Genomic DNA, 25,580 nt, shown 5'->3' with positions numbered 1-25,580 from the left:
CCATGACCCTGCGCCCCACCCTGCTTCTCTCGCTGTGCCTGCCACTGGCCGCGCTGGCGCTGTCCGGCTGCGGCCGCGAGGCCGCACCGCCCCCCGACGCGCCACGCGCGGTCAAGCTGGAAACCGTCGGCAACGATGCCGCGCACGACAGCACCCGCTACCTCGCGCAAGTGCGCCAGCAACAGCGCGCCGACCTCGGCTTCGAAGGCGGCGGCCGCATCGCCGCCATCGCCGTGGACGTGGGCGACCGCGTGCACGCCGGCCAAGTGCTCGCGCGCCTGGATCCGGAGCCGAACAGCCTGCGCCTGCAGCAGGCCGAGGCCGGCGTCGGCATCGCCGCGGCCGACCTGCAGCAGCAACAGACCCAGCTGGCGCAGCAGCAGGCCATGTTCGACGACGGCGCCGCCTCCGCGGCCACCCTCACCGCGGCCAAGAGCGCCTTCGCCGCGGCGCAGGCGAAGGTCCGCAGCGCGCAGTCGGACCTGGCGCTGGCGCGCCGCGCGGTGCGCCAGTCGGAACTGCGTGCGCCGTTCGACGGCAGCGTGGTGGCGCGGCTGCAGCAGCCCGACACCTTGGTGAGTGCCGGCCAGCCGGTGCTGCAGCTGGACGGTGCGGATCGCGCGCAGGTGCTGGCGACGCTGCCGGCCGATCGCGCAGCGGCGCTGCAACCCGGCCAGCGTGTCCTCGCCTACCGCAGCAACGCACCGCAGCAGGCCTTGCCGCTGCGCCTGCGCAGCGTCTCCGAACGCGTGGACGGCGGTGCCACCGTGCAGGCGCTGTTCGACAGCGACAGCGCCGATGCCGTGCAGCCGCGCAGCGGCGAATCGCTGCTGCTGGCCCTGCCCGACAGCGGCGCCGATCAGGCGCCGAGCGTACCGCTGAGCGCGCTGCTCCCGAGCATGGCCGATGGCCACACCATGGTGTTCGTTTACCGCCAGGACAGCGGCAGCGTGCGTCGCCGCCGGGTCGTCACCGGGCACAGCGATGGCGGCCGTGTGCAGATCCTGCATGGCCTGGCACCGGGCGAGCGCGTCGTCGCCGCCGGCGCCGCCTTCCTCCACGACGGTCAGCACGTCGTGCCGTTCCGTCCCACCACCCGCCTCGGCACCGTCTCGCCATGAACCTGACCCGCGCCACCTTGCAATCCAGCCGCCTGGCGCTGTTCAGCGCCGCTCTGATCCTGATCGGCGGCATCGTCACCTTCCTCGGCTTCCCGTCGCAGGAGGAACCGAGCGTGACCGTGCGCGATGCGATCGTGCAGGTCGGTTTCCCCGGCATGCCCAGCGAACGCGTGGAGAACCTGCTCGCGCGCCCGCTGGAGGAACGGCTGCGCGAGGTCAGCGGACTGAAGAAGATCGTCACCACCATCCATCCCGGCAGCGCCATCGTGCAGGTCACCGCGCAGGACAGCGTCAAGGACCTGCCGGCGCTGTGGCAGCGCGTGCGCAGCAAGGCCGCTGAGGCCGGTGCCGAGTTGCCCGCGGGTACGCAGGGGCCGCTGGTGGACGACGACTTCGGCCGCGTCGCCATCGCCTCGATCGCGGTCACCGCACCCGGCTTCAACACCGCCGAAATGCTCGGACCACTGCGGCAGATGCGCGCGCAGCTGTACGCCGTGCCGGGCGTCGAGCGGGTCACCTTCCACGGCTTGCAGGACGAGCGCGTCTACGTCGCCTTCGACCGGACCAAGCTGGGCGAAGCCGGCCTCACCCCGGCGATGGTCGCGCAGCAACTGCGCGCGCAGAACGTCGTCGCCGGCGGCGGCCTGGTCGCCGCGTCGGGCATGGCGATGACCGTGACCACCTCCGGCGAAGTGCGCGATCTGGACACGCTGCGCAATACCCCGATCGCCACGCAGGGCGCCGACGGCCCGCGACAGATCCCGCTGGCGCAACTGGCGCGCATCGAGCTGATGCCGGTGGATCCGCCGGAGGCCGGCGCGATCTACCAGGGTCAGCCGGCGGTGGTGGTGGCGGTGTCGATGGCGCCGGGCAACAACGTTGCCGAGGTCGGCAAGGCGCTGCGCCGCACCCTGGGCGAAACCGCCAAGGCGCTGCCGGTGGGCTTCGCGCAGCACGTGGTCACCTTCCAGGCCGACGTGGTCGAGCGCGAGATGGGCAAGATGCACCACGTGATGGGCGAGACCATCGTCATCGTGATGGCGGTGGTGATGCTGTTCCTGGGCTGGCGCACCGGCCTGATCGTCGGCGCGATCGTGCCGTTGACCATCCTCGGCGCACTGATCGCGATGCGGGTGCTGGGCGTGGAACTGCAGACCGTGTCGATCGCCGCGATCATCCTGGCGCTGGGCCTGCTGGTGGACAACGGCATCGTCATCGCCGAAGACATCGAGCGGCGTCTGGCCGCCGGCGAGGAACGCCGCGCCGCCTGCGAGGCCGCCGGCCGCAGCCTGGCCATCCCGCTGCTGACCTCCTCGCTGGTGATCGTGCTGGCGTTCTCGCCGTTCTTCTTCGGCCAGACCAGCACCAACGAGTACATGCGCTCGTTGGCGATCGTGCTGGCGGTGACCCTGCTCGGCTCCTGGCTGCTCAGCATCACCATCACCCCGCTGCTGTGCATGTACTTCGCCCGCGCGCATGCCGCGCCGGCCGACGGCCATGGCGACAGCTACACGTCCAAGCCGTACCGACTGTACCGGCGCGCGATCGAGGCGCTGCTGGCGCACAAGGCGCTGTTCCTGGGCAGCATGCTCGCCCTGCTCGCCCTGGCGGTGACCGTGCTGGTCTCGGTGCCGTACAGCTTCCTGCCCAAGTCCGACCGTCTGCAGTTCCAGATGCCGGTGACCCTGCAACCGGGCAGCGATGCGCGCGAGACCCTGCGCACCGTGCAGTCGATCAGCCAGTGGCTGGCCGACCGTCGGCAGAACCCGCAGATCGTCGACAGCATCGGCTATGTCGCCGATGGCGGCCCGCGCATCGTGCTAGGGCTGAACCCGCCGCTGCCGGCGGCCAACATCGCCTACTTCACCGTCAGCGTGCAGCCGGGCACCGATATCGACGCGCTGATCGCCAAGGTGCGCACCCACCTGCGCCAGGCCTATCCTGCGGTGCGCGCCGAGCCCAAGCGCTTTTCGCTGGGCTCTACCGAATCCGGCGTGGCCATCTACCGGGTGATCGGCCCGGACGAAGCGCAACTGCGCCGCCTCGCCGCCGGCATCGCCGACGCCTTGCGTGCCCTGCCCGGCACGCTGGACGTGAGCGACGACTGGGACAGCCGTATTCCGCGCTACGTGGTGCAGGTGGATCAGGCCAAGGCGCGGCGCGCCGGCGTCGCCAGCGAGGACATCGCCAAAGCGCTGCAACTGCGCTATGGCGGCGTGGACGCCTCGGTGATCCACGACGACGGCAGCAGCGTGCCGATCGTGCTGCGCGGCGACAGCGGCCCGGGTGCGCGCGGCGGCAATCCCGGCGACACGCCGATCTATCCGTCCTCCGGCGCCACGCCGCTGCCGCTGTCGGCGATCGCCGACATCCAACTGAGTTCGGAGCCTTCGACGATCCAGCGCCGCAACCTCAGCCGCGCCATCACCGTCACCGGCCGCAACCCCGACCTGACCACCGACCAGGTGGTGGACGCGCTGGCCGACAAGGTGGCGGCGCTGCGCCTGCCGCCCGGCTACCGCATCGAGATGGGCGGCGAGCTGGAGGACGCCGCCGAAGCCAACCAGGCGCTGCTGCAGTACATGCCGCATGCGCTGGGCGCGATCCTGCTGCTGTTCGTGTGGCAGTTCAATTCGTTCCGCAAACTGTTCATCGTGGTCGCCAGCATTCCGTTCGTACTGATCGGCGCCACCCTCGCCCTGCTGGTCACCGGCTATCCGTTCGGCTTCATGGCCACCTTCGGCCTGCTCGCGCTGGCCGGCATCATCGTCAACAACGCGGTGCTGCTGCTCGAACGGATCGAGGCCGAACTGGCCGATGGCCTGAGCCGGCACGAGGCGGTAATCGCGGCGGCGGTCAAGCGCCTGCGCCCGATCGTGATGACCAAGCTGACCTGCATCGTCGGCCTGATCCCGCTGATGCTGTTCGCCGGGCCGCTGTGGACCGGCATGGCCATCACCATGATCGGCGGCCTGGCCCTGGGCACGCTGGTGACGCTGGGGGTGATCCCGGTGCTGTACGACCTGCTGTTCGCACGCCGCGCCGGCAGGCCGGCGAAGGTCGCGGCGTGAGGCGACAGCGCTGGCACCGCGTGATCCTGGCCTGCGCCGTGCTGTGCATGGCGCTGTGCGCCGGCGGCTGCGCCAGCGTCACCCTGCAGCGGGTGGATGCGGCGCGCTACATCCAGGCCAAGCGCGGCGACGCGCTGAGCGCCGCGCGCCCCAGCGACGCCGCCCTGCAGACGCTCAACGTCGCCGGCCTGGACGCGGCACGCTGCACGGCGAAGGCGCCGCCGTGCATCGACCGGTTGCTCGGCAACGCCGACATGGACCAGGAACGCGCCCTGGCGACGGCGGCGGAGCTGTCACTGCTGGCCGCGCAACGCGCCGCCAGGCAAGACGCGGACAGCGATGCCACCCTGGCCGACTGGCTGCAGACCGCGCGCTATGCCTACGCCTACCTGTTCTTCAGCGCACGCACGCCCAGCGAACGCGCCTTCGAGGAACGCCAGACCCAGGTGCGCGACTACTACAACTACGCCGTACAGCAAGCGGTGACCGCCTTGTTCGCGCGCTACCGGCGGCATCCGCCCGCCACGCACGACGCCGGCGCACAGATCGCCGCCCTGCCCGACTGGACAGTGACACTGGATGCCAGCGGCGTGGGCAGTCCGCAGGACATGCCGCTGCCCGAGGCGATGCTGGCAGCCGGCGACCTGCGCTTCGATGGGCTGCGCAGCGTGTATCGGCGCGATGGCTTCGGCGCGGAAATGGTCGCGGTCCTGCCGCAGCCGGCGACGGACGCCATGGACGATGCCGACGCCGCTCCCGCCTACAGCGACATGCCCACGCCCAATCTCACGGTGTTGCTGCGCTTCGACGGCCGCACCCTCAAGGACGTCTTGGCCGGTCACAGCGCGCACGTGGAGGTCCACGATCCCTCGCTCGGCGAGCGGGTGGCGATGGGCGGTATCGACGTGCCGCTGGCCGCCAACTTCAGCGCCGGCTATGGCGTGTGGATGGCGCGCGCGGGCTTCGCCGCGCAATCGCTGCGCACCCTGCTCGGCCTCGGGCACGGCATCGACCGGCCGCACGTGTTCCTGACCCAGCCCTACGATCCACACCGGCGCGTGCTGGTGCTGCTGCACGGGCTGGCCAGCAGCCCGGAGGCCTGGGTCAACCTGGCCAACGACCTGCTCGGCGACCCACAGGTCCGCGCGCGCTACCAGATCTGGCTGGTGTACTACCCGACCAACCTGCCGATTCCCTACACCCATCTGCAGGTTCGCACGGCACTGCAGCAGACGCTGGACCGGCTCGATCCACAACGCCGCAGCGTGTCCGCGCATGACATGGTGCTGATCGGGCACAGCATGGGCGGCGTGCTGGCACGACTGATGGTGTCCTCCAGCGAAGGCGACCGCCTGTGGCGCACCCTGTTCGACGATGCAACCCTGGATCCGCAGGCGCACCAGGCGCTGCAGGCCAGGCTCGGACCGATGCTGCATTTCGCGCCGATGCCGGAAGTGTCCGAGGCGATCTTCCTGGCCACCCCGCACCGCGGCACCCCGGAGGCCGCCGGCACGCTCGGCGAGCTGGCACGCGCGGTGATCGGCCTGCCCCGGCGCGTGCTGGATCAATTCAAGGACATCGCCGGCAAGGACAGGCTCGGCGCCCTGCCCAACAGCATCGACAGCCTCAGCGACCACGATCCCTTCATCCTCGCCGCGGCGCAGTTGCCGATCTCGCCGCAGGTGACCTACCACTCCATCATCGGGCAGGAGGATCCACGCGTGCCGCTGGCGCAGTCCAGCGATGGCATCGTGCCGTACTGGAGCGCCCACCTGCCCGGCGCCGCCTCGGAAACCGTCATCGCCTCCGGACACAGCGTGCAACGCACGCCGCAGGCGATCCTGCAGATCCGCCGGCTGCTGCGCTGAGCGGGCACAGCGCTAACCCTCAAGAGCCCCTCTCCCTCCGGGAGAGGGGTTGGGGTGAGGGTACGGCCAGCCACGCACAGCTCACGCATGGCGCACGAACTGTCATGTCTGCCGAAGCCGCCATCTCCCGGCAAACAGAACAAGCCGCTCCGCCCGAAGCAAAAGCAATCGATCCATCCGCGTCCAGCGCCTTGCCCACAGCACTGCAGGACACCGCCCACGCGCGCCGCACACATAAAAAAACACCCGGCAATGCCGGGTGTTTTCGAAAAGTGGCGTCCCCACGGGGATTCGAACCCCGGTCGCCACCGTGAAAGGGTGATGTCCTAGGCCTCTAGACGATGGGGACGCGGATAACGATGTTGCTTTGCGGACGGCCTATGTCCGGAAAGTTGGTGGAGCCAGCCGGGATCGAACCGGCGACCTCTTGCATGCCATGCAAGCGCTCTCCCAGCTGAGCTATGGCCCCACGTGTACTGGCAGAAGCGGAATCTTACCCGACTTTCTTCCGATGTACAAACCCCGCACTCGTTGCGTTCGGCAGAGCCGAACCCGGATGCGCGCGAGGAATTCCTGCTGAAAAATGGCGTCCCCACGGGGATTCGAACCCCGGTCGCCACCGTGAAAGGGTGATGTCCTAGGCCTCTAGACGATGGGGACGCTGTTAACGATGTCGCTTTTGCGGACGGCCTATGTCCGAAAAGTTGGTGGAGCCAGCCGGGATCGAACCGGCGACCTCTTGCATGCCATGCAAGCGCTCTCCCAGCTGAGCTATGGCCCCACGTGCTGCGAGGAGCGGAATATTAACGATCGTGATCGGCACACGCAAGCGTTTTTTTGCGGAACGTTCGCGACGTCGCGATGGCGCTCGTCGCGACCCGCAAAATCCGCTGCGTCCCTGCGTTCAACGGCGTACGCACCTCGCACCGAGCGCTGGATGCAGCCTGCGGGTAGCGCCAAAGCGCCTGGCAGAGCCTCCAGCGCACCCATCGCCGGCAATTGCCGATATCCGCATAACGCAGCTACCTGCGCGGCACGCACGTAGCTGCCGAACGCGGCGCCAACCTATCGATCCACATATATAGAGAGACGCTCGGCAGCCACCACGGCCGCTGATCGACCCCGCCTGCCCTGCCCAAGGATGGCGAGCGTAAATGCGCTGGCGGCCGAGCCGAAGTGTCGGCTATACTCCGCGGCCGCGCCGAAGTGGCGGAATCGGTAGACGCAGCGGACTCAAAATCCGCCGCCCTTAAAAGCGTGTGGGTTCGAGTCCCACCTTCGGCACCAGGACTGACGGCAGCTTCGGCTGCCGTTTGTTTTTGCGCGACCACCACATGTAAAGGCAGACACAGGTAAACGCTTCATCTTCCTGTGTCGGTTGTCTAGGCGGCGGCTGTGACGGTCCCGCTATACTTTCTGTTCCCAAACCTTAACGAGCAAGCGATGTCGGCATTGCGGGGCCTGCGTATCCTGGTGGTCGAGAACGACGAGATGAACGCCACGCTGCTGGAGCTGCAGCTTGCCCAGGCCGGTGCCGAGGTGGTCGGCGTTGCCGCCTCCGTGCAGCAGGCGCTTGCGCTGATCGACAGCGAACGCCCGGACCGGGCCGTGCTCGACTTCCGCCTCTCCGCCGGCGAGACCAGCGAGCCGGTGGCGCGGGCATTGACCGACCGCGGCACGCCGTTCGTGCTCGCCACCGGCGTCGCCGCCGACACCCTGCCCCCCGGCTTCGCCGCCGGTGTGGTGCTGACCAAGCCCTACCTGTCCGAGCAGCTGATCAAGGCGCTGCAGGACGCTCACGCCAAGACGACCGCACGCCCCTGAGAATCCTCGATCGTAAGCCCGCCGCCTGGCGGGGACGATTCGAGGGATTCAGCCATCAACGCCAAGGACTGTTCGCCGCCTCCTGTCCGGTTTCCCGCCGGCAGCGCCACGGGGGCCTTGCTGCGCGCCATCGATTGGCGCGAGCACGAACTGGGTCCGATGGAGCACTGGCCGCGGAGCCTGCTCACCGCACTGTCGATCTGTCTGAACTCGCGGTTTCCGATGGCGGTGCGCTGGGGCGAGCGCCAGTTCAACCTGTACAACGACGCCTACGTACCGATCCTCGGGTTACGGCACCCGCAGGGGTTCGCGCGGCCGATGGAAGAGGTGTGGCCGGACGTGTGGCCCGAGGTCCGGGCGCAGGCCGACCAGGTGATGGCCAGCGGCGAATCGACCTGGAACGAGCACATCCCGCTGACCATGCTGCGCAACGGCTACAGCGAGCAGGTGTACTTCACCTTCTCCTACAGCCCGCTGTTCGACGACGAGGGCGACATCGCCGGCGTGCTGTGCGTGTGCACCGAGGACACCGCGCGCATCACCCTGGCGCGCGAACGCGATGCGCTGCTGAAGGCGCTGGAAGCGCAACGCGCGCAGATGGCCGATGCCTTCGAGCAATCGCCGGCGGCGCTGGCGATCCTGCGTGGCCCGGACTACGTGATCGAGACCGCGAACCAGCGTTACCAGCAACTGGTCGGGCCGCGCGAGGTGGTCGGCCGGCCGCTCATCGAGGCCATTCCCGAAATCCAGGGGCAAGGCGTCATCCGCCTGCTCGACAATGTCCGCGCTAGCGGCGTGCCGTTCATCGACGAGTCGATGACCTTCCAGCTGTGCCGCAGTCCGCACGAAGCGACCTCGGACACCACGCTGGAATGCGTATACCAGCCCATGCACGACGCCGAGGGCAAGGTCAGCGGGATCCTGGTGCATGGCATCGACCGCACCGAGCAGGCGCGCGCGCAGGCGCACGACAGCTTCCTGCTGATGCTCGAGGACACCCTGCAGAACCTGCACAGCGCCGAAGCGATCTGCGAGACCGGCGCCGCCCTGCTCGGCCAGCACCTGGGCGCCAACCGCTGCGCCTACGCGATCGTCGAGGCCGACGAGGACGCGTTCGACGTGCGTGCGGATTACGTCGACGGCGCCAGCCACCTGACCGGGCGTTCGCGCTTCAGCGACTTCGGCAGCGACCTGTCCGAGTGCATGCGCGAGAACCGGCCGTGGGTGGTGCACGACACCGAGACCCACCAGCCGCCGATGCGCGTGGACGATCCCAACTACCAGCGCCTGGGCCTGCGCGCGGTGCTCACCGCGCCGCTGCACAAGGCCGGTCGCCTGGTCGCTGCGATCGGCGTGCACCAGGCCCAGCCACGGGTCTGGACATCGGCCGAGATCGAGCTGGTACGGTTGGTGGCCGCACGCTGCTGGGAATCGATGGAACGCGCGGACGCGCAGAGAGAACTGGCCAACAGCGCCGCGCGCTTGCGCGAACTGGCCGACGCGATGCCGCAGATCGTGTTCACCGCCATGCCGGATGGCCACGTCGACTACTTCAACCGGCGCTGGTACGAGTACACCGGCTTGCCGGTCGGCGAGGCCGGCTACGACAGTTGGCGCCATGTGCACACCGAGGAAGGGCTGGCGCGGGTGATGGAGGTATGGCCGGAAGCGCTGCGCAGCGGCAAGCCGTACGAGATCGAGTATCCGCTGCGCCGCCACGACGGCGAGTACCGCTGGCACCTCGGCCGCGCCCTGCCGATCCGCGACGACAGCGGCCGCATCGTGCGCTGGATCGGCACCAATACCGACATCCACGACCGCCGCTTGACGGAACAGCGCCTGCAGGAAAGCGAACTGCGTTTCCGCCAGCTGTGCGACAACGCGCCGGTCATGATCTGGATGGCCAATGCCGACGGCGATTGCGAGTACATCAGCCGCCAGTGGTATCTGTTCACCGGGCAAAGCGAGCAGGAAGCGCTGGGCAGCGGTTGGCAGGAACAGGTCCATGCCGACGACCTGGCCGCGGTCGGCCGCACCCTGGCGCGCGCCTGCGCCGACCGCCGCGCCTACACGCTGGAATACCGCCTGCGCCGGCACGATGGCGAGTATCGCTGGTGCCTGGCGAGCGCCACGCCGCGCTTCAGTTCGTCCGGCCAGTTCCTCGGTTTCATCGGCTCCCTGCTGGACATCGCCGAGCGCAAGCGCATCGAGAACGCCACCGCGGCCGAGCGCGCCGCGCTGGAGATGATCACCACCGGCAAGCCGCTGAACGCGGTGCTGGAGGCGATCGCGCGCGGCATCGAGTCGCAGAGCGATGTCGGCCTGCGCTGCACCATCATGCTGGTCGACGAGCACCGCCAGTGCCTGCTGGAAGGTGCCGCGCCGAGCATGCCGCAGAGCTTCCGCAAGGCCGTGCAGCGCCTGCCGATCGATCCCAACACCGGCTGCTGCGGACGCGCCGCCTACCTGCGCCGGCAGGTGTTGTGCAGCGACGTGCGCGTCAACCCGCATTGGCAAGACTATCTCGCCACCGCCCTGGAGGCGGACATCGTCGCCTGCTGCTCCACGCCCATCCTGGCCAGCGACGGCGAGGTGCTGGGCGTGGTCGCGATGTACTACCCATTCGTGCACTACCCCAACCCGCACGAACAGGACCTGGCGCGCTCGGCCTCGCACCTGGCCGGCATCATCATCGAGCGCCGCGGCACCGACCTGCGCCTGCAGCAGTTGCTCGCCGCCGAGCAGAGCGCGCGCGGCGACGCCGAACGCGCCAGCCGCATGAAGGACGAATTCCTGGCCACGCTCAGCCACGAGCTGCGCACGCCGCTCAACGCGATCCTCGGCTGGTCGCGGCTGATGCAGGACGCATCGGTGCGCGAGAAGGATCTGGTGAAGGGGCTGGAGGTGATCGAGCGCAGCGCCCACGCGCAGGCGCAGATCATCGACGACCTGTTGGACATGAGCGCCATCCTGTCCGGCAAGGTGCGCCTGGATACGGACGAGCTGGATCTGCGCACGCTGCTCGGCGACACCATCGACGCGGCTCGTCCCGGCGCACAGAACAAGGGCATCGACATCGTGCTGGTCGCCGACGACACGACCACCCTGCCCTATCTGGGCGATCCGGTGCGGCTGCAGCAGGTGCTGACCAATCTGATCGGCAACGCGATCAAGTTCACCCCGAGCGCCGGCACGGTCACGGTGACCCTGGACAGCACCAGCACGCATGTGCGCATCGCCGTCAGCGATACCGGCATCGGCATCGACCCGGCGTTCCTGCCGCACGTGTTCGACCGTTTCCGTCAGGCCGATGCGAGCAGCACGCGCAGTGCCGGCGGCCTCGGCCTGGGTCTGGCCATCGCCAAGCAGCTAGCCGAGCTGCACCAGGGCCAGTTGTCCGTCAGCAGCGATGGCGTCGGTCTCGGCGCCACCTTCACCTTGCTGCTGCCGCGCAACGATCTGCAGCCCCTGGACCCGATCCACCGCGACCATGACGCGGCGCTGTTCAGCGCCGTGCGCCGGCGTGGCGGCATCCGCCTGGACGGCGTGCGCGTGCTGGTGGTGGACGACGACATGGATTCGCGCGGCGTCACCCAACGCTTCCTGCAGGAAGCCGGTGCCGTGGTCGAGGCCGCGGTCTGCGCCGACGATGCCGAAGCGCTGCTGCGCGAACGGCCCTATGCGCTGCTGGTCAGCGACGTCGGCATGCCGCGCCGCGATGGCCACAGCCTGATCCGCAGCGTCCGCGCCCGCGGTGCCGGTGCCGCAAGCCGCATCCCCGCCATCGCCCTCACCGCCTATGTGCGCAGCGAGGACCGCGCGCTGGCCCTGGAAGCCGGCTTCGATGCACACCTGGGCAAGCCGGTGGATCCGGTCAAGCTGCTTGGATTGGCCGCCTCGCTGGTGGCACCGCCGCCGGCCACGCTCGCCACCGACGAGAGCTCGCGCGCCGAACCGGCTTGATCCGGCGCGCTGCACGACCGCAGCTTGCGGTCGTGACGGCAGCGACCGGCGCAGGCGCGCCAGCCGTCCTCCTGCAACCTCAGCCGCGCTTGGCGCGGGCGAACGCGTCGGCCAGCGCACTGTTGAGCGGCGCCGCGGCCGCCGGCCGCGGCTTGGCGTTGCCGCCGCCCGGGGCGCCGCGCCCGTCGCGTTCGCGCCGCGGCGGGCCGCCCACGCCGCGTGCGCCAGTGTCGCGGTCGGCGGGACGCGCCGGCGCCGGCGCGTCGTCCAGACGCCGGGTCAGCGCGATGCGCTTGCGCGCCACGTCCACTTCCAGCACCTTGACCTTGACGATGTCGCCGGCCTTGACCACGTCGCGCGGATCCTTGACGTAGCTGTCCGAGAGCGCGGAGATGTGGACCAGGCCATCCTGGTGCACGCCGATGTCGACGAACGCACCGAAGGCGGCGACGTTGCTGACCACGCCCTCCAGCACCATGCCCGGCTTGAGGTCCTTGATGTCCTCCACACCGTCGGCGAAACGCGCTGCCTTGAACTCCGGGCGCGGGTCGCGGCCCGGCTTCTCCAGTTCCTTGAGGATGTCGCGCACGGTCGGCAGGCCGAACTTCTCGTCGGTGAACTGGTCCGGCTTGAGCCCGCGCAGGAAACCGCCATCGCCGATCAGCGCCTTGATCGGCTTGCCGGTGGCGCCGACGATGCGCTCCACCACCGGGTAGGCTTCCGGGTGCACCGCCGAGGCGTCCAGCGGCTCCTCGCCGTCGGCGATGCGCAGAAAGCCGGCGCACTGCTCGAAGGTCTTCTCGCCCAACCGCGGCACCTTGAGCAGATCCTTGCGGCGCTTGAATGGTCCGTTGTCGTCGCGATGGCGCACGATGTTCTCGGCCACGCTCGACGACAGCCCGGACACGCGCGACAGCAGCGCCGCCGAGGCAGTGTTGACGTACACGCCGACCGCGTTCACGCAGTCCTCCACCCGCGCGTCCAGCGCCCGCGCCAGGCGGTACTGGTCGACGTCGTGCTGGTACTGGCCCACGCCGATCGCCTTGGGCTCGATCTTGACCAGTTCCGCCAGTGGGTCCTGCAGGCGCCGCGCGATCGACACCGCGCCGCGCAGCGATACGTCGAGCTGCGGGAACTCCTTGGCGGCGAATTCGGAAGCCGAATACACCGAAGCGCCGGCCTCGCTGACCACGATCTTCTCCAGCTTCAGTTGCGGATTCTGCTTGATCAGGTCGGCGGCCAGCTTGTCGGTCTCGCGGCTGGCGGTGCCGTTGCCGATCGCGATCAGTTCCACGCCGTGCTGCGCGCACAGCTGCCGCAGCGTGTGCAGCGACTGGTCCCACTGCCGGCGCGGCTCGTGCGGATAGATGGTGTCGGTGGCCAGCAGCTTGCCGGTGGCGTCGACCACCGCGACCTTGCAGCCGGTACGGATGCCCGGATCCAGGCCCAGGGTCACGCGCGGCCCGGCCGGTGCCGCCAGCATCAGGTCCTGCAGGTTGTCGCCGAACACCGCGATCGCTTCGGCCTCGGCCTTTTCGCGGGCCTGGTTGAACAGGTCCAGCAACAGGTGCATGTGCAGCTTGGCACGCCAGGTCAGACGGCAGGCGTCCAGCAGCCAGCGGTCGCCGGGACGGCCCTGGTTGGCGATGCCGGCGCGCAGCGCCACGCGGCCCTCGGCGTACTGGTGGCCGGCCTCCGCATCGGCGCCGGGATCCAGCTCCAGGTACACGATCTCCTCGCGGCGCGCGCGGAACAGCGCCAGCAGCCGGTGCGAGGGAATCTTGGCCAGCGCCTCGGCGTGGTCGAAGTAGTCGCGGTACTTGGCGCCTTCCTGTTCCTTGCCCTCGGCCACGCGGGCGCGGATCACCCCGACCTCGCCCAGCCAGCTGCGCAGTTCGCCGACCAGCGCGGCGTCTTCGCCCCAGCGCTCCATCAGGATCGCGCGCGCACCTTCCAGCGCGGCCTTGACGTCGGCCACGCCCTTGTCGGCATCGACGAAGCCGGCGGCGAAGGTCTCCGGCACCAGCGCCGGATCGGCCAGCAGGCCGTCGGCCAGCGGCTCCAGCCCGGCCTCGCGGGCGATCTGCGCACGGGTACGGCGCTTGGGCTTGTACGGCAGGTACAGGTCTTCCAGCCGCGACTTGGTGTCGGCGGCGACGATCTCCGCGCGCAGTTCGTCGCTGAGCTTGCCCTGTTCGGCGATGCTGGCCAGCACCGCGGCGCGACGCTCTTCCAGCTCGCGCAGGTAGGTCAGGCGCACTTCGAGATTGCGCAACTGGGTGTCGTCGAGCCCGCCGGTCACTTCCTTGCGGTAGCGCGCGATGAACGGGACGCTGGCGCCCTCGTCGAGCAGGGCGATGGCGGCGCGCGCCTGCGCCGGCTGCGCGCCGATCTCGGCGGCGATGGTGTTGGCGATCTGCTGGGCGAGCTGAGTGTCGTGCATTGCGTCCGGCCGAAGCCGCCTTGCGGAAAACCCGCATTTTCGCAGTGCGCGCGCCGCCGGGGAACCCGTTGACAGGCGCGCGCCGACCTGTCGCGTCAGGTGACCCCGGTCGGGCCGTCCAGCACCATGCGCACCTTGCGGATCAGCTCCTGGCGGTTGTAGGGCTTGGCCAGCACCTCGAACTCGTTGCCGCCGGCATCGGTGCGCTCGATCGAGGATTCGGCATAGCCGGTGGTCAGCAGCACCTTGATCTTGGGCCGGCGCCGCCGCGCCTCGCGCGCCAGCATCACCCCGTTGAGGCCGCCGGGCATGATCAGGTCCGAATACAGCAGGTCCACGTGCACGCCGGTGTCGAGCAGTTCCAGCGCCTCGCGGGCGTTGTAGACCACGTGCGTGGCATAGCCCTGGTCGCCGAGGAACAGGCGCGCCAGTTCGGCGATGTCCGGCCGGTCCTCAACGATCAGGATGGTCTCGTCGCCCTGGCGATCGAACGGACGGCGCGTGCGCGAATCACGCGGGGCCATGTTCTCGACGTTGTCGTCGATCGGGAAGTACAGGCGCACGGTGGTGCCGTGGCCCTCCTCCGAATACAGCCGCACCGCGCCGCCGGACTGTTTGGCGAAGCCGTAGACCATGGACAGGCCCAGGCCGGTGCCCTTGCCCTCTTCCTTGGTGGTGAAGAACGGATCCAGCACCCGCGCCAGCACCTCCGGCGGCATGCCGCTGCCGTTGTCGGTGATCGACACGCACACGTAGTGGCCGGGCAGCAGATTGTCGTAGGTGGTGGGTTCGTCGGCGCGCACCGAGACGTTGCGGGTCTGGATCACCAGGCGCGGCGCGGCCTGGTCGGCCATTGCGTCGCGCGCGTTGATCAGGATGTTCAGCAGCGCCACTTCGGCCTGGGTCGGGTCGATGCGGCAATTGCGCAGGTCCGGCGACAGTTCCAGCGAGAACGCGATGCCGTCGCCGAGCGTGCGCTCGGCCACGTCGCTCATCCCGGCGACCAGGGCATTGAGGTTGAGGACGCGCCCTTCCAGCTTCTGCTTGCGCGCGAACGCCAGCAACTGCTGGGTCAGGCGCGCCGCCTGGCCGGCGGCGTCGCGCGCGCGGTCCACGCTCTTGCGCAGCAGCGATGGATTCAGCGGATCGCTCTCGACCGCATGCTCGATCAGTTCCAGGTACCCGGACATGACCTGCAGCAGGTTGTTGAAATCGTGCGCGATGCCGCCGGTGAGCTGGCCAAGCGCTTCCATCTTCTGCGCTTGGCGCAGGGCGTCCTCAGCGTCGCGACGGCGGCTGACGTCCAACTGCGAACCGAAGAAGTACACCAGTTCGCCGCGGTCGTCGTAGACCGGGGAGATGTACAGCGCGTTCCAGAAGCTGGAACCGTCCTTGCGGTAGTTGAGGATCTCCACCGCCACTTCGTCGTGCGAGGTAATGGCATCGCGGACGCTGCGCACCGTCTCGCGGTCGGTGTCCGGCCCCTGCAGGAAGCGGCAGTTGTTGCCGATCAGCTCATCGCGGCCGTAGCCGGTCATCTCCAGGAACGCGCGGTTGACGAAGATGATCGGGTTGTCCGGCTGCCGCGGATCGGTCACGATCATCGGCATGCGCGTGGTCTGCACCGCAGCGAAGAAGATATCGCTGCGCTGGTTGGACATGTCGGTGGGGGCGTTCGGGTCGACGGTCGTCGGCGGCGCCGAGGTGTTGCTGGTTTCTGGTGCGGGCATGGTCGATGGCAGGTCGATGCGAACCGTCGCTGGCCCGCCTAGGCGGGCGACCACACCGGGGTTCGCACGCCGGCGTCAACGCGAATAATACCTATGCAAGCGTTCTACCACGATATCGTCCTGCAGCGATTCCAGCGCCATGATCCGCACCTGCCGGTCGCTCAGCGCCAGCACCCGCTCGACGTAGATCTCCGGGCCTGCCTCGGTTTCCTTCATGGACTTGCGGAAACCGTAGGGCACCACGCCCTTCTCTCCGTCCTTGCTGCCACCGATGTACAGAACGACCGACATGACGCTTCCTCTACAGGGAATTCGTGGAACTGGCGCGCACCATACACAGCGCCATGTGAGGGACTTCTGCACCGAGGTTAATCGTGGCTGTTTGCCCCAACATGACGCCCGTGCCGCCTCACGCGGACTTAACCGGGCCTGCGCGTAAGTCGCACATCCTTTCTGCGCAGGGGCGCCATGGATCTCAAGAGCGGTTATCCCTTCTGGTCGGTCCGCAACGGCCTGATGCAGAGTTTTCCGCAACTGCGCGACGACGTGCGCTGCGATGTCGCCGTCGTCGGCGGCGGCATTACCGGTGCGTTGATCGCCGAGGAACTGAGCACGCACGGGCATGCGGTCACGCTCCTGGAGCAGCGCGACATCGGCTGGGGCAGCACCGCGGCCAGCACCGCCCTGCTGCAGTACGAGATCGACACCCACCTGATCGACCTGGCCAAGCGCTATGGCGAACCCGCCGCCGCGCTGGCCTACGGCGCCTGCGCGCAGGCGCTGGAGCAATTGCGCGACCTGGTGCGGCCGCTGCGCGACGTCGACTTCTCCCGCAACGACAGCCTCTATTACGCCAGCAAACGCCGGCACGTGCGGGTCCTGCAGGAAGAACTGGAGGTGCGCGCGCGGCACGGCCTGAACGTGGAATGGCTGGACGCGCAGGCGCTGGACACCGCCTACGGCATCCAGGCGCATGGTGCGATCCTCAGCCACCAGGCGGCGCGGGTGGATCCGTACCGCCTCACCTATCGCCTGCTCGGCCGCGCCTTCCGGCGCGGGGTCGGCGTCTACGACCGCACCCGCATCGCGCGGATCGTGGTCAACAGCCGCGGCGTGACCCTGCACACCGACCAGGGCGCGCAGGTGCACGCCGGTCACGTGGTGATGGCCGCCGGCTACGCCAACCAGCACTGGCTGGATCAGCGCGTGGCGCGCAACCGCAGCAGCTATGCCTTCGTCAGCGACCCGCTGGATCCGTCCGCGCTCGGCCCGTTGCACGACACCATGGTCTGGGAGAGCGCACGACCGTACCTGTACCTGCGCAGCACCGGCAACGGCCGCATCGTCGCCGGCGGCGAGGACGACAGCGTCGACGTGCCGGCACGCCGCGACGCGCGCGTGGACAGCAAGGCGCGCACGCTCTCGCGCAAGATCGCCAAGGCGATCCCGGGGCTGGAGCTGCAGCCGACCTTCGCCTGGGCCGGCACCTTCGCCGAAACCGAGGATGGCCTGCCGTTCTTCGGCCCACATCCGCAGCACGGCCCGCGCGTGCAGTTCGCCATGGCCTACGGCGGCAACGGCATCACCTACAGCATGATCGGCGCCGGCCTGCTGCGCGCGCAGATCGAGCGGCACGCGCATCCGCTCAAGCGCCTGTTCGGTTTTTCACGGCTGGATTGAAGGGAGCCGCTCGCAAGGACATTGGTCACTGGTAGGAGCGGCTTCAGCCGCGACCAGGCATTCCCGGGAACGCCCGTCGCGGCTGAAGCCGCTCCTACGCAACAATGCGATGCCTGGCGAACGCAGGCGCCATGACCTCAGCCAGTACCTGGCCACCAGCCGCGGCCGTGCATTGCGTAGCGATCGGCGGCACGCTCCAGCGGGTTGCGCACGCTGACCCCTCCGCAGGCCAGATACACCGGCAGGAACAACGGCCCCAGCAGCATGTACTGCAGCACGTGCGCGCGCTCGTGGTCGCCGAGCCGCACCGCCGGATGCCGGCAGCGACCGGCGGCGTGTTCGTAGGTGGCGCAGGCCACGTCCAGATCGTCGGCGCTGAGCAGGATCACGTTGCCCAGGGTCATCGCCCCGCGCGGCCGCAACGGCACCCGTTCGAACACCAGCGCCAACTCGCGGCGACTGAAGCGCAGGCGCGCACCGAACGCCAGCGCGATGGTCCCGGCGAGCACTCCAAGCGCCGTGTTCGGCGAGGTCCACAGCACGCCGAAAACGATGCCGGCACGGCGAAACGCCAGCGGCAGCGGCCGCTTCAGTCGGCTTCGTTGGGAATCAGCAGCCACAGGATCAGGTAGACCAGGATGCCGGGGAACGCGGCCGAGACGATCGAGCCGACCACGTACAGCACCCGCAGCAGCGTCGCATTCCAGCCGAAGCGGTGGGCGATGCCGCCCATCACGCCCGCGATCATGCGGTCGTTCAACGAGCGCGACAGCGAACGGGCTTGCGACATGGCACGGACTCCAGCGACGAAGGCGGAACGACTCTACGCGCGCCGGCGCGGGCGCGGCGTGAGGGCACGCTGCGATGGGCGCTCAGTGCCCGCCATCGCGCTCGGCCAGCCAGCGATGCAGCGCCGCCGGGACCTCGCGCTGGGCGCGGCCGGAAACGTAGATGCCGATATGACCGCCGCGGAAACTCAGCTCGGCGTAGTCGCGGCTGCCGACCACGCCGCGCAGTGCCCGCGATGCGTCCGGCGGCACCAGGTGGTCCTGCTCGGCGTAGACGTTGAGCACCGGCATGGTGACCTTGCCCAGGTCCACCGTATGCGCACCGATGCGCGCGCGTCCGTGCATCAGCGCGTTGTCCTGGTAGAACTGCTTGACGAACTCGCGGAAGGTCTCGCCGGCCAGATCCGGAGAATCGAAGATCCACTTCTCCATACGCAGGAAGTCCTCCAGCGCCCGCGGATCGTCGAGGATGTCGAGCAGGCCCACGTACTTCTGCAGGTTCAGCCGGAACGGCTTGAGCATCAGGTAGCTGACGTTCATCAGGTCCGCCGGCACGTTGCCCAACGTGTCCACGAACAGGTCGACATCGACCTGGCGCGCCCAGTTGGACAGCATGTTGTCCGGGGTGTGGAAATCCACCGGCGTGACCATCGTGACCAGGTTGCGCACCTTCTCCGGCTGCAACGCGGAATAGCAAAGCGAGAACGTGCCGCCCTGGCAGATGCCGAGCATGTTGACCGGCGCGCCGTCGCCGGCCGCACGCAGGTGGTCCACCGCGCCGTCGATATAGCGCAGCAGGTAGTCCTCCAGCGTCAGGTAGCGCTCGGAGCGGTCCGGGTAGCCCCAGTCCAGCACATAGACGTCCTCGCCCAGCGCCAGCAGGCCCTGTACCAGCGAACGGTCGGCCTGCAGGTCGACCATGTACGGGCGATTGACCAGGGCATAGACGATCAGCAGCGGCACCTTGGCGGTGGGCGGGCGTTCGCCGACGAAGCGGTACAGCACCACCTTGCCGTCGCGCCACACCTCCTGGCGCGCGGTGGCACCGTAGTCCACCGTGTCCAGGCCGGGCAGCACGCGCAGCCCTTCGAGCAGCTTGCGCTGCAGCTCCAGGGTTTCCTGGACCAGATCGTCGCTGCTGAAGCTCAGCGGTCCCTTCATGCGCGACTCCGGCGGGCGGCGGCGGACGTGGTCCCGGCACGCCGCGGCTTGGCCGCGGACGCGGCCTTCTTTGCCGCGGTTGCGTTGGATTTGGATTTTGGTGCGACCGCTACCGACTTGGCAGCGGCAGGCTTGGCGGCCGTCTTCCTGGTGCTTTTCTGCGGCGTTGCGTTGGCCGGGGCCGCTGCTGCAGACGCAGGCGCCGCAGGCGCGCCGTGCCCTTCGCCACGCTCGAGCCGTCGCAGCCGTCGCTCCAGGTCGGCGATGCGCCGATGCGCGGCATCAAGCTCGGTGCGTGTGGGCAGGCCCACCTGCTCGCAGACCTGCTCGGTCTCGCGCTGCAGCAAGGCGCGCAGGCGCATCTGCGCATTGGCGACGTCGGCGTAGACCTGGCGGAACTCCGGCGACAGCGCCGCCGCCGCATAGGCCTCCTCGGCCGCGTCGATCCACAGATCGAACATCGCCCGCGCGTTGGTCAGTTGCCGGCCGGGCTCCTCGTGCGCGCGCAGCTTCTCCTCGAACAGCCCGAAGGCGCGGTCGATGGCGCCTTGCAGCAGCCCCAGATAGGCCTGCAACTGCGCCTGGTAGTCCTGCTGTGCCTTGGCCAGGGCCCGCCAGCGCGCCTGGTGGTTGCGCGCCGGGCCGAACCCGGGCATCTGCAGCCACGGCCCGCTGTCGCGCTGCAGGCCCTGCAGCCACTGCGCCGCCTGCTGCAACCACGGGTCGATCCCAGCCTGGCCGGTGCCGCGCACGGCGCCCAGCAGCCACTGCAGCAATTGTTCGCGCTGGCCCTGCACCTGGCGTTTCCAAGCTTCGGCGACGTCGGCACTGCTGGCGTCGCGGCCGGCGAACTGCGCCGCCACCTGCTGCATCGCGCCGAGCCAGTCGCCGGCCTGCTGCTGGAACTGCGCCACCGCGTCCTCGGCCTGCGGTGCGCTGCCGCGCGGCAACCACTGGCTCCAGGCCGCGATCGCCTCGCGCCAGGCGCCGGCGCCGTCGCCAGGCACGGCGGACGCGGGGCCCGGCGCACCCTGGCGTAACGCGGCGCTCCAGGCCTCCCAGTACTGCCGCGTCATCGCCTCCAAATCGCCGGCGCCACCGCCGCCGCTAGCCTTCATCGCCACTCTCCCGAACTGGCCCGCGATGATAGCAACCCACCACGATCAGGGCTTGGGGATGCGCAGCGTCTTGCTGATCATCAGCGAGCCGGACAGCGCGAACAGCAGCGCCAGCGGGTGCAGCAGCCACGGTCCCAGCCGCCACTCGCCCCACCACAATGCATCGCCGATGTGGCCGAGGTGCGCCGCGATCGCCAGCACGATGACCAGGCCCAGGCTGCTCGGGATCGGCGTGCCTTCGAAGTACGGCACCTTGTCGCCGTCGCCGGCCAGCTGCTCGGCAGTGACGTTGTAGCGGGCCAGGCGGCTGACCCCGCAGCAGACGAAGAAACTCAGCACCAGCCAGTCCCAACCGCCCTGCATGCCGCAGGCGTAGGCCAGCGCGGCCGGGGCCACGCCGAAGGAAATCACGTCGGCCAGCGAGTCCAGCTCGCGGCCCAGGGTCGAGGACGACTTGCGCCAGCGCGCCACCCGGCCGTCCAGCGCGTCGAACACGAACGCCAGCGGAATCAGCGCCATGCCGAACAACAGGTCGCTGCGGCGGCCGTCCTGCAGGAAGCGCATCGCCGCGAACACCGCGCCGGTGCCGCAGAAGGCATTGGCGAGGGTGAACCAGTCGGCCAGCTGGAACTCGCGCAGCATGGAGAAGTGGCGTTTCATCGGCATAACGTGGCGGATCCGGCGTGAGCGGCAAGCGACGGCACAGGGTAGCGTGGCGCCGCCGCACTGGCGAGCGGGCGCTGCCGGGCGCCGCGGCGCGCTGCTACGCTGACCGCTCCCCACTTCCGCGCAGGTATTGCCTTATGCAGACCGTCCTGATCACCGGTGCCGCCAGCGGCATCGGCGCCGGCATCGCCAAAGAACTGGCCGCCGGCGGCCGCCACATCGTCGTCAGCGACCTGGACCCGACCGCCGCCGACGCGGTCGCCGCGCAGTTGCGCCAGGCCGGCGGCTCGGCCGAGGCGGTGGCGCTGGACGTGGCCAGTGCGGACAGCATCGCCGCGGCGCTGGCGGCCGTCAGCCGGCCAGTGGACGTGCTGGTCAACAACGCCGGGCTGCAGCACGTGGCGCCGTTGCAGGAGTTCCCGATGGACAAGTGGAGCCTGCTGGTGGAGGTGATGCTGACCGGCGTGGCACGGCTGACCCAGGCGGTGCTGCCGGGCATGCGCGAGCGCGGGTTCGGCCGCATCGTCAACATCGGCAGCATCCACTCGCTGGTCGCCAGCCCGTACAAGAGCGCCTATGTCGCCGCCAAGCACGGCCTGGTCGGCTTCTCCAAGGTGATCGCACTGGAGACCGCCGACACCGACATCACCATCAACACGCTCTGCCCTAGCTACGTGAAGACGCCGCTGGTGGACAAGCAGATCGCCGACCAGGCGCGCACCCGCGGCATTTCCGAGGCCGACGTGATCGCCCAGGTGATGCTCAAGCCGATGCCCAAGGGCGTGTTCATCGCCTACGACGAACTGGCCGGCTGCGTGGCGTTCCTGGCCTCGCCGGCGGCGCGCAACATCACCGCGCAGACCATCGCCATCGATGGCGGCTGGACCGCGCAGTAGCACTGCGACAGGCAGGCACGTCCGGCTGCGTGCTCGCGCGATCGACGCTGGCGAATTTTTCGCCAGCGCGACGGTGACCGTTGCGGCACAACGCCACCGGCCTCTTATCCACAGCGTTCCTGCGCTTTCATCCACACCGGCTGTGGAGAAGCGCGACCGGGACTGCTGAAATTTTCGCCATCCGGCAAAATCGGGCAGCCATTTCAGGGACTTGCCACGCTTGCCCACAGGCTTGTGCAGGATCGATCCACAGCCGCTGTGGACAAGCCGGGCGCGAGAAGGATGAGGCCGCTCCTTCTCCCGTCGGGAGAAGGTGGCCCGAAGGGCCGGATGAGGGTACGGGAGGAACCTGGCGCCGCCAAACTTCGCGGGTCGCTTCGTGCCGTACCCTCACCCCACTCACCCAAACTTCGCGAGTCGCTATCGCGCCGTACCCTCACCCCAACCCCTCTCCCGGAGGGAGAGGGGCTTTAGAGTGTCAGACCCGCGAGTAACGCCAGGACTGCATGCGGCCGTCGCGGTACGGCATGACCCCATGGAACGGGCGCGGGTCGCCATCGAACACCAGCGGCAGGAAGTGGCTGTTCCTTCTCCCGTCGGGAGAAGGTGGCCCGAAGGGCCGGATGAGGGTACGGGCGGAGCCTGGCGCAACCAAACTCCGCGAGTCGCTTTCGCACCGTACCGTTGCCCCCAACCCCGCGAGTCGCTTCGCGCCGTACCCTCACCCCAACCCCTCTCCCGGCGGGAGAGGGGCTTTATGGCAGCGCGAGCGGGTCAAACCCGAATATAGCGCCAAGAATGCAAGCGTTCGTCGCGATACGGCATCACACCGTGGAACGGGCGCGGATCGCCGTCGAACAGCAGCGGCAGGAAGAGGCTGTTCCTTCTCCCGTCGGGAGAAGGTGGCCCGAAGGGCCGGATGAGGGTACGGGCGGAGCCTGAGGCAACAAAACTCCGCGAGTCGCTTTCGCGCCGCACTCTTGCCCTACCCACCCAAACTTCGCGAGTCGCTTTCGCGCCGTACCCTCACCCCAACCCCTCTCCCGGAGGGAGAGGGGATTTAAGTGTCAGACTCGCGAATAGCGCCAGGACTGCATGCGGCCGTCGCGGTACGGCATGACCCCATGGAACGGGCGCGGGTCGCCATCGAACACCAGCGGCAGGAAGTGGCGGTCGCCCTCCCACATCGGCAGCGTGTCCATCTGCGCGATCGGCACCCAGGCCAGCGCGCCCTCGGCGTTCTCGGCGAACGGCTCGCCCGCGTAGGCCTCGATCAGGAACACGAAGCCCAGCCAATCCTCGCCGTGCTTGCCGAAACCGGGCCAGCTGATGGTGCCGCGCAACTGCAGCGCCTCGCAGGTGATGCCGGCCTCCTCCAGGATCTCGCGGCGCATGCCGGCCAGCACGTCTTCGTCCGCCTCGACCTTGCCGCCCAGGCCGTTGTACTTGCCCAGGTGATGATCGCCGGGCCGGGCGTTGCGATGGACCATCAGCACCTGGCTGCGGTCGGGCGAGAGCACGTAGCCCAAGGTGGCGACGATGGGGGTGTAAGGCATGCGGAGAAGGCGGATGGCGACGGGCGCGCAGTATGCCGTAACCGCGCCCCCGCTTCGTCTAGCCTGTGGCTAGACGGCGGGCGTCGCCGCGTCCTGCGCCGCGCGCGGCAGCGGCGGCGCCGAGCGCAACGTGGCCACGCCGTGGCCGCGCTCGGCCAGGTATTCCAGCCATTTGCCGAGGAAGGTGTTCATGCGCATGCGGTGGCTGATCAGTTCCGCCGGCGGCGGGTACAGCCCCATCACATCCTGCCAGCGGCGGCCGACATAGCAATGCGTGGTCTCGGCCTGGCGCGCATCCAGGTACAGGCGCACGTAGGCCGACGGGTCCGGCTCGCCGGTCAGCGGATCGCACAGGTCGTAGGTCAGGCGCAGCTCGACGGTGTAGCGGTGGCGTTCGATCACGTCCAGGCGCAGGTCCAGGCCGTCGCCGATGCTGGACACGTAACTGCCGGCGGCCAGGTCGGCCGGCACGAACAGGCGGTTCAGGTGCAGATAGTTCTCGGCGTACAGCCCCATCAGCCAGCCGAAACGGCTGAGCCGGGGGATGCGTTCGCTGCGGGTCAGGGCGTGCTGCATGGGCCGATCCTACACGCTGCATCGCGCCGGCGGCAGCATTGACGGATCGGCGCCAGCGGCCTACCTTGGAGATCCATGCGGCGAAGTGCGGAAATTCCATCGCTGCCAGGAGCGGCCCCGCCCCGACCGGCGCAGGCCCGCCCGCAACCACCCTGATCAGAACATCTCGCGCTGCAGCCCCAGCGTCGCCAGCACCTTGCTGGAAATCTCCTCGATCGAGGTATGCGTGGTGCTCAAGGTGGGAATGCGCTCCATGCGGAACATGGTTTCGGCCGCCGCCACTTCGCGCCGGCAGGTCTCGGCATTGGAGTACCGCGAATTCGGCCGCCGCTCCTGGCGGATCTGCTGCAGCCGCTCTGGATCGATGGTCAGCCCGAACAGCTTGTTGCGGTAGGCGCGCAGCCGCGGCGGCAGCCGATCGCTCTCCAGGTCCTCGTCGGTCAGCGGATAGTTGGCCGCACGCACGCCGTAGTGCAGCGCCAGGTAGATGCAGGTCGGGGTCTTGCCCGCGCGCGACACCGCCACCAGGATCACGTCGGCTTCGTCGTAGGTGAGCGCGATGCCGTCGTCGTGCGCCAGTGCGAAGTTCATCGCGTTGATGCGGCGGTGATAGGTCTCGAAATCGACCAGACCGTGCGCCTGTCCCACGCGCGAGTGCCGCGGCGCGTTCAACTCGCGCTCCAGCGGCTCGATGAAGGGCGCGAACACGTCGAGCATCAGCGCCCCGCTCTCGGCCAGCAGCATGCTCAGTTGCGGGTCGACACAGGAGTTGACCACGATCGGCCGGACCTGATAGCGCTCGCCCGCGGCATGGATGCGCTGCGCGGCATCGCGGGCTTTTTCCGGATCGTCGACGAACGACATGCGGTCGGTGACGAAGCTGAAACCGCTGAACTGGGTGAGCAGGCTATGCCCAATGGTTTCAGCGGTGATACCGGTTCCATCGGACACGTAGAACACCGGTCTGATCGTCGACATTGCCTGCATTCTCCTGGCTGAAACCCAACGGATGCGCCCGCTTCGCTTGTGCCGGCTCGGGTGCGCACTGCATCATATCGACTTCTTCCCTCACGGACGCGGCCATTCAGCCCGCCTCGGGCGATGGCCTAACGGAGCATC

At 68.9% G+C, this 25,580-nt stretch carries 18 protein-coding genes, 5 tRNA genes and 2 pseudogenes; 8 read left to right on the top strand and 17 right to left on the bottom strand.

Annotation, left to right across the window (positions count from 1 at the left end; translation table 11 throughout):
- Positions 1 to 2: 2 nt before the first annotated feature.
- From AC1PK7_RS10545 to AC1PK7_RS10535, 3 genes are read left to right on the top strand one after another with little or no spacing between them, the layout of a single operon-like run.
- Entirely contained in the window at positions 3 to 1,121 is a 1,119-nt protein-coding gene (locus AC1PK7_RS10545) for an efflux RND transporter periplasmic adaptor subunit (protein ID WP_481100740.1), read from the top strand.
- Positions 1,118 to 4,192 carry an efflux RND transporter permease subunit gene (locus AC1PK7_RS10540; protein ID WP_481100739.1) on the top strand — a complete coding sequence of 1,025 codons (3,075 nt, stop codon included), beginning with the start codon at positions 1,118 to 1,120 and terminating at the stop codon, positions 4,190 to 4,192. The genes AC1PK7_RS10545 and AC1PK7_RS10540 overlap by 4 nt, the downstream gene beginning before the upstream one ends.
- 47 nt (positions 4,193 to 4,239) lie before the next feature.
- On the top strand, positions 4,240 to 6,060 hold the full coding sequence (locus tag AC1PK7_RS10535) for an esterase/lipase family protein (RefSeq protein ID WP_481100880.1): 1,821 nt from the start codon (positions 4,240 to 4,242) through the stop codon (positions 6,058 to 6,060).
- A gap of 273 nt (positions 6,061 to 6,333) precedes the next feature.
- On the opposite strand, the gene AC1PK7_RS10530 is transcribed toward AC1PK7_RS10535, so the two are convergent.
- The 4 genes from AC1PK7_RS10530 to AC1PK7_RS10515 form a co-directional block, all read right to left on the bottom strand.
- A tRNA-Glu gene (locus tag AC1PK7_RS10530) sits at positions 6,334 to 6,409 on the bottom strand.
- A 44-nt stretch (positions 6,410 to 6,453) separates the two neighbouring features.
- A tRNA-Ala gene (locus AC1PK7_RS10525) sits at positions 6,454 to 6,529 on the bottom strand.
- 115 nt (positions 6,530 to 6,644) lie between these two features.
- Positions 6,645 to 6,720, bottom strand: a tRNA-Glu gene (locus tag AC1PK7_RS10520).
- 45 nt (positions 6,721 to 6,765) lie between these two features.
- A tRNA-Ala gene (locus tag AC1PK7_RS10515) sits at positions 6,766 to 6,841 on the bottom strand.
- Positions 6,842 to 7,260: 419 nt separating this feature from the next.
- Here AC1PK7_RS10515 and AC1PK7_RS10510 point away from each other — a divergent pair.
- The 3 genes from AC1PK7_RS10510 (at position 7,261) to AC1PK7_RS10500 (ending at position 11,847) form a co-directional block, all read left to right on the top strand.
- A tRNA-Leu gene (locus tag AC1PK7_RS10510) sits at positions 7,261 to 7,347 on the top strand.
- Positions 7,348 to 7,503: 156 nt separating this feature from the next.
- Entirely contained in the window at positions 7,504 to 7,884 is a 381-nt protein-coding gene (locus AC1PK7_RS10505) for a response regulator (RefSeq protein WP_010341911.1), read from the top strand.
- 117 nt (positions 7,885 to 8,001) lie between these two features.
- Entirely contained in the window at positions 8,002 to 11,847 is a 3,846-nt protein-coding gene (locus tag AC1PK7_RS10500) for a PAS domain-containing protein (RefSeq protein WP_481100738.1), read from the top strand.
- Positions 11,848 to 11,926: 79 nt separating this feature from the next.
- On the opposite strand, the gene AC1PK7_RS10495 is transcribed toward AC1PK7_RS10500, so the two are convergent.
- The 3 genes from AC1PK7_RS10495 to AC1PK7_RS10485 all read right to left on the bottom strand — a co-directional run bounded on the left by AC1PK7_RS10495 (position 11,927) and on the right by AC1PK7_RS10485 (position 16,311).
- Positions 11,927 to 14,290, bottom strand: a complete 2,364-nt coding sequence (locus AC1PK7_RS10495; RefSeq protein ID WP_481100737.1) for a Tex family protein — start codon at positions 14,288 to 14,290, stop codon at positions 11,927 to 11,929.
- Between the two features lie 95 nt (positions 14,291 to 14,385).
- Positions 14,386 to 16,020, bottom strand: a complete 1,635-nt coding sequence (locus AC1PK7_RS10490; protein ID WP_481100736.1) for a hybrid sensor histidine kinase/response regulator — start codon at positions 16,018 to 16,020, stop codon at positions 14,386 to 14,388.
- A gap of 75 nt (positions 16,021 to 16,095) precedes the next feature.
- Entirely contained in the window at positions 16,096 to 16,311 is a 216-nt protein-coding gene (locus tag AC1PK7_RS10485) for a hypothetical protein (RefSeq protein WP_017907884.1), read from the bottom strand.
- 177 nt (positions 16,312 to 16,488) lie between these two features.
- On the opposite strand from AC1PK7_RS10485, the gene AC1PK7_RS10480 reads away from it, so the two are divergent.
- Positions 16,489 to 17,700, top strand: a complete 1,212-nt coding sequence (locus AC1PK7_RS10480; protein WP_481100735.1) for an NAD(P)/FAD-dependent oxidoreductase — start codon at positions 16,489 to 16,491, stop codon at positions 17,698 to 17,700.
- 137 nt (positions 17,701 to 17,837) lie between these two features.
- Here the strand turns inward: AC1PK7_RS10480 and AC1PK7_RS10475 are convergent, their stop codons facing one another.
- The 5 genes from AC1PK7_RS10475 to AC1PK7_RS10455 form a co-directional block, all read right to left on the bottom strand.
- The gene (locus AC1PK7_RS10475; RefSeq protein ID WP_481100879.1) at positions 17,838 to 18,293 is read right to left on the bottom strand and encodes a hypothetical protein; all 456 of its coding nucleotides are present in this window, start codon (positions 18,291 to 18,293) and stop codon (positions 17,838 to 17,840) included.
- Positions 18,290 to 18,490, bottom strand: a complete 201-nt coding sequence (locus AC1PK7_RS10470; RefSeq protein WP_010342965.1) for a PspC domain-containing protein — start codon at positions 18,488 to 18,490, stop codon at positions 18,290 to 18,292. Before AC1PK7_RS10470 ends, AC1PK7_RS10475 begins: the two co-directional genes overlap by 4 nt.
- Positions 18,491 to 18,572: 82 nt before the next feature.
- A complete protein-coding gene (locus AC1PK7_RS10465) occupies positions 18,573 to 19,649 on the bottom strand; it encodes a class III poly(R)-hydroxyalkanoic acid synthase subunit PhaC (RefSeq protein ID WP_010342964.1) in 1,077 nt (358 codons plus the stop codon).
- Positions 19,646 to 20,767 carry a class III poly(R)-hydroxyalkanoic acid synthase subunit PhaE gene (gene phaE, locus AC1PK7_RS10460; RefSeq protein WP_481100734.1) on the bottom strand — a complete coding sequence of 374 codons (1,122 nt, stop codon included), beginning with the start codon at positions 20,765 to 20,767 and terminating at the stop codon, positions 19,646 to 19,648. Before phaE ends, AC1PK7_RS10465 begins: the two co-directional genes overlap by 4 nt.
- Positions 20,768 to 20,812: 45 nt before the next feature.
- Entirely contained in the window at positions 20,813 to 21,427 is a 615-nt protein-coding gene (locus AC1PK7_RS10455; RefSeq protein ID WP_010342962.1) for a CDP-alcohol phosphatidyltransferase family protein, read from the bottom strand.
- Between the two features lie 143 nt (positions 21,428 to 21,570).
- Between AC1PK7_RS10455 and AC1PK7_RS10450 the strand changes: the two genes are divergently transcribed.
- Positions 21,571 to 22,329 carry a 3-hydroxybutyrate dehydrogenase gene (locus AC1PK7_RS10450; RefSeq protein ID WP_209231790.1) on the top strand — a complete coding sequence of 253 codons (759 nt, stop codon included), beginning with the start codon at positions 21,571 to 21,573 and terminating at the stop codon, positions 22,327 to 22,329.
- A gap of 478 nt (positions 22,330 to 22,807) precedes the next feature.
- Here the strand turns inward: AC1PK7_RS10450 and AC1PK7_RS10445 are convergent.
- The 5 genes and pseudogenes from AC1PK7_RS10445 to ppsR form a co-directional block, all read right to left on the bottom strand.
- Positions 22,808 to 22,936: pseudogene (locus AC1PK7_RS10445) on the bottom strand (7,8-dihydro-8-oxoguanine triphosphatase); the annotation flags it as partial.
- A 167-nt stretch (positions 22,937 to 23,103) separates the two neighbouring features.
- Positions 23,104 to 23,232: pseudogene (locus AC1PK7_RS10440) on the bottom strand (7,8-dihydro-8-oxoguanine triphosphatase); the annotation flags it as partial.
- A 164-nt stretch (positions 23,233 to 23,396) separates the two neighbouring features.
- On the bottom strand, positions 23,397 to 23,885 hold the full coding sequence (locus AC1PK7_RS10435; RefSeq protein WP_481100733.1) for an NUDIX hydrolase: 489 nt from the start codon (positions 23,883 to 23,885) through the stop codon (positions 23,397 to 23,399).
- Positions 23,886 to 23,954: 69 nt separating this feature from the next.
- Positions 23,955 to 24,461, bottom strand: a complete 507-nt coding sequence (locus AC1PK7_RS10430) for a DUF1249 domain-containing protein (RefSeq protein ID WP_371182052.1) — start codon at positions 24,459 to 24,461, stop codon at positions 23,955 to 23,957.
- 156 nt (positions 24,462 to 24,617) lie between these two features.
- Positions 24,618 to 25,439: a posphoenolpyruvate synthetase regulatory kinase/phosphorylase PpsR gene (gene ppsR / locus AC1PK7_RS10425; RefSeq protein WP_010342958.1), complete on the bottom strand. Its 822-nt coding sequence runs from the start codon at positions 25,437 to 25,439 to the stop codon at positions 24,618 to 24,620.
- Between the last annotated feature and the right edge of the window lie 141 nt (positions 25,440 to 25,580).

It is taken from the genome of Xanthomonas sp. NCPPB 3174, assembly GCF_056725205.1.
This window is presented reverse-complemented; position numbering and strand designations above follow the sequence as displayed.